Origin of the sequence: Empedobacter sp. R750, assembly GCF_030324345.1 — a bacterium.
In the GTDB taxonomy this organism is placed as follows: Bacteria; Bacteroidota; Bacteroidia; order Flavobacteriales; family Weeksellaceae; genus Empedobacter; species Empedobacter falsenii_C.
The window spans coordinates 348,532-361,445 of record NZ_JACAGF010000001.1; the positions used below are offsets into that span (position 1 = coordinate 348,532).

The 12,914-nt window shown below is 29.4% G+C and carries 13 protein-coding genes; 2 read left to right on the forward strand and 11 right to left on the reverse strand.

The window, feature by feature from the left end:
* Nucleotides 1–31: 31 nt before the first annotated feature.
* From HXZ74_RS01860 to HXZ74_RS01875, 4 genes are read right to left on the reverse strand one after another with little or no spacing between them, the layout of a single operon-like run.
* On the reverse strand, nt 32–490 hold the full coding sequence (locus tag HXZ74_RS01860) for a hypothetical protein (protein WP_152606127.1): 459 nt from the start codon (nt 488–490) through the stop codon (nt 32–34).
* 9 nt (nt 491–499) lie between these two features.
* On the reverse strand, nt 500–1,108 hold the full coding sequence (locus HXZ74_RS01865) for a fumarylacetoacetate hydrolase family protein (RefSeq protein ID WP_286473580.1): 609 nt from the start codon (nt 1,106–1,108) through the stop codon (nt 500–502).
* A gap of 3 nt (nt 1,109–1,111) precedes the next feature.
* Nucleotides 1,112–1,870, reverse strand: a complete 759-nt coding sequence (locus HXZ74_RS01870; protein ID WP_038334216.1) for a 3'-5' exonuclease — start codon at nt 1,868–1,870, stop codon at nt 1,112–1,114.
* Complete coding sequence (locus HXZ74_RS01875) at nt 1,867–2,607, reverse strand: CDP-alcohol phosphatidyltransferase family protein (protein ID WP_286473582.1); 741 nt, start codon at nt 2,605–2,607, stop codon at nt 1,867–1,869. The genes HXZ74_RS01870 and HXZ74_RS01875 overlap by 4 nt, the downstream gene beginning before the upstream one ends.
* 105 nt (nt 2,608–2,712) lie before the next feature.
* Here HXZ74_RS01875 and HXZ74_RS01880 point away from each other — a divergent pair, with 105 nt between their 5' ends.
* Nucleotides 2,713–3,813: a putative type IX sorting system protein PorV2 gene (locus tag HXZ74_RS01880; protein ID WP_260392450.1), complete on the forward strand. Its 1,101-nt coding sequence runs from the start codon at nt 2,713–2,715 to the stop codon at nt 3,811–3,813.
* 97 nt (nt 3,814–3,910) lie between these two features.
* On the opposite strand, the gene HXZ74_RS01885 is transcribed toward HXZ74_RS01880, so the two are convergent.
* Complete coding sequence (locus HXZ74_RS01885) at nt 3,911–6,337, reverse strand: outer membrane beta-barrel family protein (RefSeq protein WP_260392449.1); 2,427 nt, start codon at nt 6,335–6,337, stop codon at nt 3,911–3,913.
* Between the two features lie 236 nt (nt 6,338–6,573).
* Here HXZ74_RS01885 and HXZ74_RS01890 point away from each other — a divergent pair, with 236 nt between their 5' ends.
* The gene (locus tag HXZ74_RS01890) at nt 6,574–8,334 is read left to right on the forward strand and encodes a VanW family protein (RefSeq protein ID WP_286473585.1); all 1,761 of its coding nucleotides are present in this window, start codon (nt 6,574–6,576) and stop codon (nt 8,332–8,334) included.
* On the opposite strand, the gene HXZ74_RS01895 is transcribed toward HXZ74_RS01890, so the two are convergent.
* The 6 genes from HXZ74_RS01895 to HXZ74_RS01920 all read right to left on the reverse strand — a co-directional run bounded on the left by HXZ74_RS01895 (nt 8,277) and on the right by HXZ74_RS01920 (nt 12,832).
* A complete protein-coding gene (locus HXZ74_RS01895; RefSeq protein ID WP_280061435.1) occupies nt 8,277–9,110 on the reverse strand; it encodes a sulfurtransferase in 834 nt (277 codons plus the stop codon). The two genes, HXZ74_RS01890 and HXZ74_RS01895, sit on opposite strands and share 58 nt — an antisense overlap.
* An 84-nt stretch (nt 9,111–9,194) precedes the next feature.
* Nucleotides 9,195–9,971, reverse strand: coding sequence for a hypothetical protein (locus tag HXZ74_RS01900; RefSeq protein ID WP_038334203.1), 777 nt, complete (start codon nt 9,969–9,971; stop codon nt 9,195–9,197).
* 69 nt (nt 9,972–10,040) lie between these two features.
* Nucleotides 10,041–10,970: a porin gene (locus HXZ74_RS01905; RefSeq protein WP_286473586.1), complete on the reverse strand. Its 930-nt coding sequence runs from the start codon at nt 10,968–10,970 to the stop codon at nt 10,041–10,043.
* 13 nt (nt 10,971–10,983) lie between these two features.
* On the reverse strand, nt 10,984–11,211 hold the full coding sequence (locus tag HXZ74_RS01910) for a hypothetical protein (RefSeq protein WP_286473588.1): 228 nt from the start codon (nt 11,209–11,211) through the stop codon (nt 10,984–10,986).
* 53 nt (nt 11,212–11,264) lie between these two features.
* The gene (locus tag HXZ74_RS01915) at nt 11,265–12,326 is read right to left on the reverse strand and encodes a linear amide C-N hydrolase (RefSeq protein ID WP_280061437.1); all 1,062 of its coding nucleotides are present in this window, start codon (nt 12,324–12,326) and stop codon (nt 11,265–11,267) included.
* An 83-nt stretch (nt 12,327–12,409) separates the two neighbouring features.
* A complete protein-coding gene (locus HXZ74_RS01920) occupies nt 12,410–12,832 on the reverse strand; it encodes a transposase (RefSeq protein WP_286473589.1) in 423 nt (140 codons plus the stop codon).
* Nucleotides 12,833–12,914 lie beyond the last annotated feature (82 nt).

Here is a 12,914-nt window from a genome sequence, read left to right on the forward strand (position 1 = left end):
AACAATAAAAGAGCGAAATTTCGCTCTTTTATTATTTTTTAACTTCTTGAAATTGTTTTTCTGTAATTATTCCTTTTTCAACCATTTTAGAAAGCCAATCAATAATTTCCTGCTTTTCTTTAGATTTTAATTGTGAAAGATTAATTGTTGAATAATTTCCAATATCATTTTCTATTCCATATTTCTCAGTTATAGCATCCAAATAATCTATATAAGCTTTTTCAAAGTGATATTTTTCTGCCATTATTTTTGAATAAACCATTAAAGAATCTGTTCTACCTTCAAAATTTGAATCTTTTAAATGATAAAATAATTCTGAATAAGCTTCTTCATCACCAAGTTTCTTCACTTTTGTAGTAATCGAATCGTAATTATCAGAAATTGAATTCATTGTTGTTACATTCTCGTGAATTATAGGTGTAACAATATTGTTTTCTTTTTTACAAGAAAACAATAAAAATATAATAATAAATGAAAATATGTTTTTCATTTTTAATGATTACAACACTTTTATTTCGAATACTTTTTCATCATTCAAATAACCTTCTAAGGTATCTTTTGAATTGATTTTAGAAACTCCAGCTGGCGTTCCTGTAAAAATTAAATCGCCTTTTTTCAAGGTAAAATATTTAGAACATTCTGCAATCAACGTATTGATATGAAAAATCATATCTTTTGAATTTCCTGTTTGCACGTTTTCTCCATTTCGATCTAATTTGAACGCTAAATTCTCTAAATCAAAATTTTCTTTTGGATGAAAATCAGAAGCAAATGCAGAACCATCAAAAGCTTTCGCAATTTCCCAAGGAAAACGCTTTTCTTTCAATTCTTGTTGTACATCGCGCGCTGTAAAATCAATTCCTAAACCGATTTCTGAAAAATAACGATCTGCAAATTGAGGTTGAATCATTTTTCCAACTCGATCAATTTTAATTACAATTTCCGTTTCAAAATGAACTTCTTTCGTAAAACTTGGAATAACAAAAGGAAAACCCTTTCTTAAAATGGCCGAATCTGGTTTCATAAAAAACATAGGCGATTCTGGAATTGGATTATCTAATTCTTTTGCATGTTCGACGTAATTTCGTCCGACACAAATAATTTTCATCGCTTAAAAACCGTTTTGTAATTTGATTCGAGTAAAAACTTTCTTTGTATATAAAGGAAAATCGGCATTCTGAATCCACGCATAATAACCTGGATCTTTCGCAAAGATATCCGTCACAACTTGTCCTTTATACTTGCCAAACGAAATAATTTCTTGGTCTTTATCATTGTACTGAATAAATCCAGCTAAATCAGCCGTTTTGCGTTGAGAAGAAAATTCGCTCAAAAATTTATTGTCATTTTCAAGCTCGTCATATTTCTCGATTTGCGCCATCAAAACTTCGTAAGTCGCAATTGTATCAGCTTCCGCAGAATGTGCATCAATCAAATCTTTATCGCAATAATACTTATAAGCAGCGCTTAAATTGCGAGGTTCCATTTTATGATAAATCACTTGCACATCAATTGGACGATGTTTTGATAAATCAAAATCAAAACCATTACGTAATAATTCTTCTGCTAAAAGTGGAATATCAAAACGATTTGAATTATATCCTGCCAAATCAGAATCTTTAATCATTTCCATAATCGCAGGGGCAAGTTCTTTGAAAGAAGGCGCATCGGCAACATCTTCGTCAGAAATTCCGTGGATTAAAGTTGTTTCTGGTGGAATTGGAATTCCAGGATTAACTTTCCAAGTTTTTACTTCTTTTGAACCGTCTGTCAAAGCTTTCACGATAGAGATTTCAACAATACGGTCTTTTGAAACATTAGTTCCAGTTGTTTCTAAATCAAAGAAACAGATATTTTTAGTTAATTTCATTTTGTAATTTCTTTTCTAAAAATGATTGAGATAAGGATGTACAATAAGATGATTAGCGGAATTGCAGCAACTTGCAACCAAGCCACTAAACCTAATGTAATGATTAAGAAAATATATTTATAATAATTTTCTGCCCAACTCAATCCTTTAAATTTTAAGGCAAATAATGGTAAATCGACAATTAATAAAACACTAAATACAATAGAAACGGCAATTAATAAATACGGATCAAGAGATGGATTTATAATTTGTCCATTATTGTAATAGATAGAAAATAATGAGAAAATAAATAAGGTATTTGATGGTGTTGCCAAACCTTTGAAATACGTTGCTTGATCTTCATCTAAATTAAATTTTGCTAATCGTAACGCCGAAAAAGCAGGAACTAAAAAAGCAAATAATGAAATTGCAGCAATTTTTAAATTCTCATTTTCATAAATAAAATCAGTTGAAAAATGATTAAACATCGAAAATAACATCAATCCTGGTACAACACCAAACGAAATACAATCTGCCAAAGAATCCAATTCTTTTCCAATCGGGCTACCAATATTCATTAGTCGTGCAACCATTCCGTCCAAAAAATCAGCAACTAATGAAATCAACATCAAAACCATCACAATTGTAACTGTGGTAGTTGTGATTTGAGCATTGCTCGAAATCATGAAAATGGCTGATAATACACCACATGAAAGATTAAGTAGTGTTAGAAAATTTGGAATTGTAAATAATTTCATAAATGAATTTTTCATCGCAAAAATACAAACAAAAATTAATCTGAATCCTTTTTAAACACAATAAAACCACTATTTTTGAGTTTTTATATTCGTAATTCATCAATTTTGAAAAAGACATTCCTTATATTATCTGTTCTGGCAAGTCAATTTGCTTTTTCTCAAACCACACGCAAATATTCGAACGAGTTTTTGAATATTGGTGCAGATGCGCGCTCGTTTGCAATGGGTAATGCGGTTGTGGCGAATATTGGAAATGCAAATGCGGCTTATTGGAATCCTGCTGGATTAACGGAAATTACCTATGATTGGGAAGCTGCAGCAATGCATGCTGAATATTTTCAGTCGATTGCGAAATTTGATTATGCAGCGGTTGCAATTCCGTTGAGAGAAAGTAATTCTACGATAGCTTTTTCGTTTACGCGTTTTGGTGTTGATGATATTTTGAATACTACGGAATTAATTGATAATCAAGGAAATATTAATTACGATAAAATCTCTAAATTTTCTACAGCAGATTATGCTTTGACGATGTCTTATGCGGGAAATGTGTTCAACAATAAAGATATTCAGTTTGGCGCAAATGCTAAAATTGTTTATCGACATATTGGGAAATTTGCGCAAGGATTTGGTTTCGGAATTGATCTTGGTTTGCAATATCGTACTGATAATAAAATGTATTTTGGTTTGATGGCGCGCGATATTACAACGACTTTCAATGCGTGGAGTATTAACAAAGAAAAGTTAAAAGAAATTACAGTTGACGAGCCAAGTAACGAAGGTGAGCCAACAATTTTGAATGATTTGCCAGGAGAAAATATCGAATTAACAATGCCTAAATTACAATTTGGAGTTGGAAAACGTTTCGATTTTAATGAACGAGTTTCGCTGTTGGGAGAGATTGATATGAATATCGAATTTCAACAAACTAATGCTGCAATTTCTGGAAAAGGATTTTCGATTTCGCCACAAGTTGGTCTTGAATTAGGTTATGATGACATGGTTTTTGTACGTGGAGGATTGAATAATTTACAGAAAATTTCGCAATTTGATGGGAAAGATAAAACTCAAATTCAGCCAAATGTTGGGGTAGGTTTCAAATACAAAGGAATTTCGATTGATTATGCTTTAACAAACTTTGGAGACAGTGGCTTGGGATTATATTCTAACATTTTTTCTGTTCGTTTCGAGATGGATAAGTGGAGATAAATTTATCATTTAAAATATAATACAATCAATTCAATTTGAATTTTTTAATAAACAAAAAAGACTGCAATTTGCAGTCTTTTTTCATGTTATTTATTTTTTATAATCTTGATTTTATTGTACTATTTGCTTCATCAATTTGTCTTGATTTTTTCAGTTTTTGATTTCCAAATTTGTATGATAAACTAACTGAAAATTCTCTGTTGTATTGGTTTTGCCAAACATTATTGAAACTTCCATTTTCTTGTTTACTATTTATTGTTGTGACATTTGTATTGAATAAATCATAAGCTTCGAACATTAAAGTCCAATTATTCCATATTTTTTTGATATTTACATCAAAACTGTGTTGTTTTCCAAGTTTCCCTAGTTCGATTTCTAAAGGTGATAGATACCAATAATTAACACCTAAAAACCAATCTTTTTTCGAAGAAAGTCGTATTGTATTATCTAATTTAAAATAAATATTCGATGCTTGACGATCAACAACATAAGTCGAAATTTTTTCTTCAAAACCAGGTTTTTGAATATAGGTAGGATCACTATCGACAATCCCTCTATATGCTTGATACATATAAATAAACATATAATTCGCAGACCAAATTCCGTTATAAAAACTCTTATTCATTCCAACCGAAAGGTTTAATGATTTTTTGTTCCCATAATTCATTCTAATGTAACGCAAAAACTCTGTTGTTTCACCTGTTTCAAGATTTTTTACTGTTCCTTGCAAAGGCAATTGACTTGTCGCATCGTCAATATATTCAAATTCTGCATTGAAAAAATAAGCGCTTTTATACAAATAATTTAACTCTTGTTTATAGAATTTAGAACTCATCATAAATGGATTGTTCTGAATATAATTTGTCTGAGTAAGATAAACTCTTGATGGATTCAATTCCCAAAAAGCTGGTCTACGAACGCGACTCGAAAAAGAATAACTGACATTATGATCTTGATGAATCACATAATTTAGAGATAAATAAGGTAAAATATTGTTGTAATTATTTTTGAATGAATTATTCTTATCAAGAATATCGCCATTCGTTTTTGTAATTTCTAATCGTGTTCCAATTTTCCCTGATAACTTTTCAGAAACTTGTTTTTCAAAAGTTAAATACAATCCAGCAATGTTTTCTTTGTATAAAAAATGATTACTCAAAATTTCATCTTTGATAAAATTATCGTTCACAAAACTCTCTTGTTTAGTATCATTATCCGTTTTTGTGAATGTATAACTTCCTCCAAATAACCACGTATTTTCTTTTTTAGTTTTTAGCGTATAATCAGCATTTGCACTAAAATTATTGATAATTTGAGGTACATTTTGTCTGAAGATTTCAACATTTTCATTATCTACAGGGATTGTTGTATTTGTACTTCTCATCTCTCGTTTATAATTAAGAAAAGAAGCATTTGTAACTAATTTACTTCCCAAACTATCAGTTCTTATTTCGTGATTTAAGTTGAACGAATGATTTCTTGTTTGAGCATTTTCGAGATTAATTGTTTGATTTTTAAATTCATGATTATAAAAATTATCTAACTTAAATTTTGAATCAAAACTCTTATTGTATCTAAAATTATAGGTTAAACCAATATTCTGATTTTTAGCTAATTCATAATCAAATCCTACATTTCCGCCAACATTCTTATTTGGATCATCTACAATTCCTCTCGATTCATTGATAAAATGAGCATTTCCATTCGATAAAATATTTTTCTCTCGAGATTTGTTATTTCCAATATAAATCCCAGAATTAATTGCCAATTTATCTTTTCTATAGTTTAAACCAGCATTCAATCTTTGACTATTAAAATAAGCCTGTTGATCTACAATTCTCACATTTCCATTCAAACCGTTTGTTGTCGTCGTTTTCATCACAATATTAATGACTCCAGTATTTGCTTCAACAGAAAATTCACTTCCAGGCGTTGTAATGACTTCAATTTTCTGAATATTTTCTGATGGTGTATTTTTCAACATTTCTATCACAGCTTCATTATCCATATTAGATTTTCGTCCGTTGATGTAAATAATAACGTCAGATTTATTCAGAATTTTAAGATTTTTCCCATCTGTAGAAGAAACTAAAGGCGTTTGTTTAAGCAGATTAAACGCGTCATTTCCTTTTGCAACAGGAGAATTTGAAACATCGAAAACAAATCGATCAGCTTTTTTCTGAAAAACTTTTTTAGCAATTACAACTTCTTTCAAATCAATATTTGGCATATTAATTTTGAATGATTTTGTTAATTCAGCATTAATTTCTATTTTTTCTTTATAAATCGTATCAAAATTTACCAAAATCGCAAAATCATACTTTCCAGCTTCAACTTGTTCAAAAACAAAATTTCCTTGTTCGTCTGTAACATTTGATAGTTCAGATTTTTCATTCAATAAAACAATTTCAGCTAAAGAAATAGGATTATTATCTTTTTCATTCAATACTTTACCTGAAAATTTTGTTTGCGCCATAACGGTGCAACTCAAGCATAATGCAGATATATAAAATAGATGTTTCATAGTGTTAATTTTATTATAGACGTTAATTCTTTTAAATAGTTACATGACAAAAACTATATTTTTATCAAAATTGTAATTTTATTCATCAAATAACTTTTACAAATCTATATAAAATATACTACTATGCAAAACAAAGTACTAAAATAAATTAACATATTTAATAATCACTAATATTAATAATTATTGGAAGTCAAAATTTTTATAATTTTATAAATCAACAACCTAAATCTACTATTTTGAGTCAACCAGAACTTATAGAACAACATAGTTTTACGAAAAGTCTTATTTTTAAATTAAAATCTTCTGTTTTAATTGGTCTTCGTGGGCTGAAAAATATTCAAGATAATCCTACAAAATTTCAATTTGATTCAAAATTAATTGATCAACCGATTATTGCATTTTCTGAAAGTGAACTTTGGAATCCAAATGACACAAAAGAAAATTGGATTTTAACAGCTGGTAAAATTCAGAATCTTCGAATTGCTTCTCAAAAAATTAATGGTTTAGAAATTAAAGCCAACGAAACATTTAGCTTTTGGAAACATATTGGTAATCCAAATTATGGTCAAGGTTATGTGGTTGGTCGAGAAATAAAGGAAGGTTGCATTGTACCAACGATTGCTGGAGGTTTGTGCCAATTATCTAATGCGTTGTATGATGCGGCTTTGAACGCAAATTTCGAAATTATTGAGCGTCATAAACATACCAAAATCATACAAGGTTCGTTGGCGGAAAAGGATCGCGATGCGACTGTAAAATGGAATTATATTGATTTACGTTTTCGTTCGGCTTATGATTTTAGAATCGAAACTGAATTAACTTCTACTCATTTAATTGTTCGCTATAAAAGTCAAAATAAAGATTTAAAATTATCAGAAAATATTGATAGTAAATTGGCTTTCAATTTTTTAAATGATTGTTATTCGTGTGGAAACGATAGTTGTCATCAACATGAAGATCAATCACATAAAAATCAACATATTAAAACGACGACTTATATTTTGGATGAAAAATGGCCAGAATATGATGCATATATTTCGAAAAATATAAATGAGAATGATCGTTTTATATTTTCGATGAAAAAGAATTTTTTCGTCAAAACGAATCGCTATAATTGGAGTTTTTCTTCTCATAAAGATAGCAAGACAACTTTATTTTCTGGAATTTATAGAGCTTTGAAATTACGATTTTCCAAAAATAAAAATCCATTCGAACTATCATTACAACTAGATGAAAAAATAGCAAATTCTGCTTCAAAATTAATTCCAATCGAAAGTACTCATTTAGTTATTAGTCAAAATTTATTGCCCTTTATTTATAAAAACGGAATGTTAGGCGGAAGAACTTTTGATGTTTTGATGACAAGATTACCTATTGAAACTTTGCATGAAAGATTGGATTATTCACATTTCATTTATCCAGAAAGTAAGACTTTGAAAGATTTTAGAGCAAATAAAAATTTAATTGATTTAGAAAATAATGCGTTAAACAAAGCGCAAAAAATTATTAGTCCACATACAGATATTCAGAAAATGTTTCAAAATAAAATTGTGAAACTTGATTGGAATATTGAACAAAATTTGAATCAAAAAACTGGGAATAAAATTCTTTTTCCTGCTTCTGCAATTGGTAGAAAAGGAGCGTATGAAATGCGAAAATTAGCAAAAGAACTCAATTTAAAATTGGTAATTCTTGGACGAAATCTCGAAATGGATAATTTTTGGAATGATGTCGAAGTTGAAAAATTTAATGGAAATTATGATGAAATTGATTTAATCATTTATCCAACAATTATCGAAAATCAACCACGACAACTTATAAAAGCTGTTTCTTATGGAATTCCAATTATTACAACAACCGCTTGTGGTTTACAAGAAAGTGAAAATGTAAAAGTTGTAAAATTAAATGATTATAATTCGTTGAAAAAAGAAGTCGAAAATTATCTTTTAATCGGTAAGTTTTCGTCAGCGCCCCATTCAGACCAAGAACCATCATAAACTCTTACCTCATCAAAACCGGCAATTGTTGAAGCTAAGGCTAGGATAGAAGCTGTAATTCCAGAACCGCATGAAAAAATATTTTCTTTGGATGAATCTGTCAATTTTTCGAAAATAGATTTTAGTTCTTCTTTTGATTTATATGTTGTACCAGCTAAAACATTCTCAAAAAATAAATTCTTAGAAGTTGGAATATGTCCGCTTCGTAAACCTTGTCTTGGCTCAGGGGAAGTACCCTTGAAACGCCCTTCTGATCGAGCATCTATAATCATTTTCGACTCATCATTTATTGCATTTAACATAACTTGTGTGTCAGCAAACCAATTCGATTGAAAATCAGCAATAAAGTTACCTTTTACATTAGGTTGAAAATAAGTAGAAGTTGTGTCAAAATTATTTTCTTGCCAAAGAGTTAATCCGCCATCTAAAACATATACTTCTTTGTGTCCCATAGCTTTGAACATCCACCAAACTCTCGGACTAGAATAAACGCCCCAACGATCATAACAAACAATGATAAAATCTTGATTAATGCCCAAATGTTGAGCTTCTTTTGTAAAAGTTTCTTCATCAACAAGTGTATGAGGAAATTGCGAAGAATGATCAGAAAATTTTCCTTCCAAATCAAAGAAAAGAGAATTCGGAATTAATTCTAATTCTTCATCTTTAATCGATTTTCCAACTTTATCAATCGTACAATCTAAAATAATTAAATTTTTAAGAGGTAAATTATCTTGTAATTCTTGTGCTGATATGATTGGCGAATTGAAAGTCATTTCTGTTTTATTTTTTATAAAAGTAAAAAAACGTTATCATTAATAGATAACGTTTTCTATATATTTTTCAGTTTGATTTTAAAACTATTTTATATTAAATCCGACTTTTATCATCGGTCCAAACATATCCATATCATAAACAAAATTGGAATTATTACTTCCTTTTTCGTAGTCCATACTTATGATTTGATAGTCCGCCATTGCGTAAAATAAATTAGAGAATTGATAACCAGCCAATCCTTCTAATTGCCAAGCTAATTTTGATCCAATTCCAAATCCTCCAATTTCTCCAGAAACATTATACAAAAACTTTTTGTTTGGTAAATTTCTTGTTCTTGCAACCAACATAGGATCTACCCAGGTTTTAGAAAGATTACGATCTAAATGCATTGGTTTTAAAGAAATTGGATTGATTAGATTTACATCAAATCCAGATTTAATATTTACAAGGTTCATACTAATTCCAGCTTCTAACCAAGGAGTTATTTTTCTCAATAAACCAGCTTCAAAAGAGAATTGTTTTGATGTTAATTTGCCATCCAAAACTAAAGGATCTTTTTTAACATTTGCAGCTAAAGAAGCATAAATAATATCAGATGTAATTACCCAATCTTTATTTTCGGCTTCAAAAGTTAACATTCCGGCAAATTTCAAATGCTCAAAAAAGTCTGATGGAGATTGACTTACATGTACATTCGGAAGTCGAGAAACACTCGCTTTTCCTTTCATGTGTGGCAACATCATATTTGGTTCTACTTTGAAATGCCAAGAATTATCGGATTGAATTGAGTCTTGAGCAAAAGTTTGAGTACTTGATGCTAATAGAATTAAAAATGTGCTTTTTTGAAAAAAGTTAAACATGATTTTTTAAGTTTCGTTTTATTAATTATTTCAAATAATAGAGAGAAAAGTTAAGTTAGTTATGGTTTATTATAGGTTAAGTTTCTTGTTAAATTGTCTAGATAAATCTAGTTTCATTCCCAATGTAAAAACGCTTTGTTCTTTTTTACCAGCATAATTTTTACCAAAAGAGATGCGCTGTTCTGTATACAATTGTACATATTTCATCGGATGATATTCTAATCCGGTAATCAAATCACTTCGTCTGAATTTTTTATCAATACTAATATTTTCAACAGATTTCTTTGTTTCAGGAACATATAAATTATAACCTCCTAAAATTGAAAATTTATTTAGTTTATATTTCATAGCAGTTTCAAAACCTTTTGCATCAAAAACATAAGAAGGATTAATTGTATTTTCAGATTGATATGAAATAGGTGTAAAATCTCCATTTTGTTGTAAGATTCCAAGTAGACTAACATCAAATTGTTTACTCGTATATTTTGAACCAATTGAATAAAAAGTTGGATGTCCAGATAAACCTAGAATATGATTATCATCAATTAAGTTTTGAGCTATAAAAGCACGGTTAAATGCAGCTCCAATACTAATATTTTGATTTAATTCTAATTGAGCAGAAAAACCAAAACCATCAATAATTTTATCATCATTTCCACCTTTTGTTTGGATTTGAGCACCAAATTGAAAAGCTTTAATTTTATTTCTGTAAATTATTGATTGATCTGCTCGTCCTGTTCCTAGCAAACCTCCATCTGTTCCACCTGTAAAAGTTGCAGAAGCGCGTCCTCCAAATACATTAAAACGATCTGTATAAGCTGTAACATCTCGGTAAACACTCCATTGTTTACCAAATGTTATTTTACCATATTTAGACAAATCAATTCCTAAGTAACCCAAGCGATTACCAAAAACTTGTTGTTTTTGTTCTGAAACAATTGTCAAAAGATCACTATCTAGATTTCCATCAACATTAAACGACGAGTTTCCTTTGAACATATTTATTTGTAATTCAACACCAGCTACAAATGCAATGTTTCCTTTTTTTTAGATTAATTTCAATTCCAGCACGAGAGGCATTTTCTTGTAGCTCCATTACTTTATCATGCATAGCAAGATGACCTCTCAAACTAGTGTAAGGTCTTATCGAAATATCAATTGAATCATTCGATTGTTGAGCATTAACAATAAATCCAAATAATAGAAAGGCAGGTATAAAATGTTTGTTATTGGCAATCATATTGAATGTTGATTTAGAACAATTTGTCAAAAAATATTAATTAATTTTTCGATCTAAATTCCAACAAATGTAAATGGTTTTGCATCACTAAAAAGTTGTGAAGTTTCGCCAGCATATGTTTCATTTTTACTTACGCTTAATCGTTTTGTTTTTGCATTTTTACTAAAATCAATTTTCTTTAAATCAACCCAAAATGTATTTGGAGTTTTTGTAGTTTCAAAGTAATAAACAAGATTTTTGTGATCTGAAACTGATCTCCATCTTGTAGATGATATGTTAGGTTCTGCTTCTGAAGAAATTCCTAACGGAACCGATACATTTCTAATAACACTAAAAACACTTGCAATAGAAGTACGAGTATCAGCGGTTTGCGGAATCGCATTTATGTAATATGATGCTCTTACGTAACGATCAGCAGCTCTGTTAGTTCCTGGTAACATGATTGTTCCTGGAATTCCTTTCCAATATTGATTAATTGCTAATTGCTCATCAAAAACTGGAGAATTTGTCATTACTGTATAAGATGGATCGTGGTGTATTTTCAATTTACCATTTACATATTCGAAAATTGCATTGTCTCCATTTGCATCAGAAATTGAAAGATGTAAAGTTGTAAATTTTTGAGTACCTGGAATATAATCAGAAACAATTACAAATTTTTCTTTTCTCAAATCATCCACAGCTTCTTTTACTGTAGCATAATTATCTAAAACATATTGAGCCCAAGCTGCAATTGTAACACCTGGTTTTGTTCCTTTTGGATTAAATTGCGGATACTGGCTTTCTACTAACCACAAAACATTTGCAACAAGTCCTTTTTCGTTCATGCCATCTGTTGTCGCAATATCCCAAGCGCTTGCAATTACACTTCCGTATTTTGAAGTCCATTTTTCCGAAGCATTTCCGACATTACCAGATCGATCTAGACCTCTAGGAAAAACCCAAATATTTGCATCAATTTCATCTTTCCAATCCATAGAACGAGCTGTGATTACAGTATTTTCTGGACCTTTATAGACAACTCTTGTGCATGCATCTACTTGTGGAGATAATAAAAAAAATAGGTTGGTAGAGAATAATGTCAAAGTTAATTTACTTAAAAAAGTCTTTTTCATTATGATGTATTTAGATTGTTAAAATTATTAATTTAATTGGAGAAAATTATACTCTTTTACTAATATTGTGTAGAATATTAGAATTAATTGTATTTAATTATCCATTTATATAATGTTGTTTTTGGAATATTATAACGTTCTATAATTTCTCTCTTACTCATTTTTTCATTTTTAATCTGATCTAAAATAAAATCAATAACCTCTTTCGTATAAATATTCTTTCTGAATTTTGGCAACGAATTATCATTTGTTTTTTTATTGGTTTTATTCGTTATAACAGGACTATACAACATGAGATGTTGAGAATATAATCTAAACAAATCATATTCTAATAACTTCGACCATCGAAGAATTAAATCTGAATCTAAACTTGATTTGTTATACATTTCCTCAATTTGATCTTCTTGACATTTAAAGAAATTTAAGATTCTTCCAGTATCTATTTCTTTTACTTGAACAACATTCTTAATAAAACTACCAATATGTATTTCTCTAAAATTTTTCATAATCTTGTAATAATTACGTTCTATTACAAATCAACGAAAAATGTTGATTTATCCTTTAAAACAAATCCCTCATTAATCCCTC

Bases quoted from the DNA above. Each gene is read 5' to 3' on its own strand.
- HXZ74_RS01900 (WP_038334203.1), bottom strand. From the start codon at position 9,971: ATGTTTAACTTTTTTCAAAAAAGCACATTTTTAATTCTATTAGCATCA.
- HXZ74_RS01895 (WP_280061435.1), bottom strand. From the start codon at position 9,110: ATGACTTTCAATTCGCCAATCATATCAGCACAAGAATTACAAGATAAT.
- HXZ74_RS01875 (WP_286473582.1), bottom strand. From the start codon at position 2,607: ATGAAATTATTTACAATTCCAAATTTTCTAACACTACTTAATCTTTCA.
- HXZ74_RS01905 (WP_286473586.1), bottom strand. From the start codon at position 10,970: ATGTTCAAAGGAAACTCGTCGTTTAATGTTGATGGAAATCTAGATAGT.
- HXZ74_RS01870 (WP_038334216.1), bottom strand. From the start codon at position 1,870: ATGAAATTAACTAAAAATATCTGTTTCTTTGATTTAGAAACAACTGGA.
- HXZ74_RS01865 (WP_286473580.1), bottom strand. From the start codon at position 1,108: ATGAAAATTATTTGTGTCGGACGAAATTACGTCGAACATGCAAAAGAA.
- HXZ74_RS01910 (WP_286473588.1), bottom strand. From the start codon at position 11,211: ATGATTGCCAATAACAAACATTTTATACCTGCCTTTCTATTATTTGGA.
- HXZ74_RS01885 (WP_260392449.1), bottom strand. From the start codon at position 6,337: ATGAAACATCTATTTTATATATCTGCATTATGCTTGAGTTGCACCGTT.
- HXZ74_RS01860 (WP_152606127.1), bottom strand. From the start codon at position 490: ATGAAAAACATATTTTCATTTATTATTATATTTTTATTGTTTTCTTGT.
- HXZ74_RS01920 (WP_286473589.1), bottom strand. From the start codon at position 12,832: ATGAAAAATTTTAGAGAAATACATATTGGTAGTTTTATTAAGAATGTT.
- HXZ74_RS01915 (WP_280061437.1), bottom strand. From the start codon at position 12,326: ATGAAAAAGACTTTTTTAAGTAAATTAACTTTGACATTATTCTCTACC.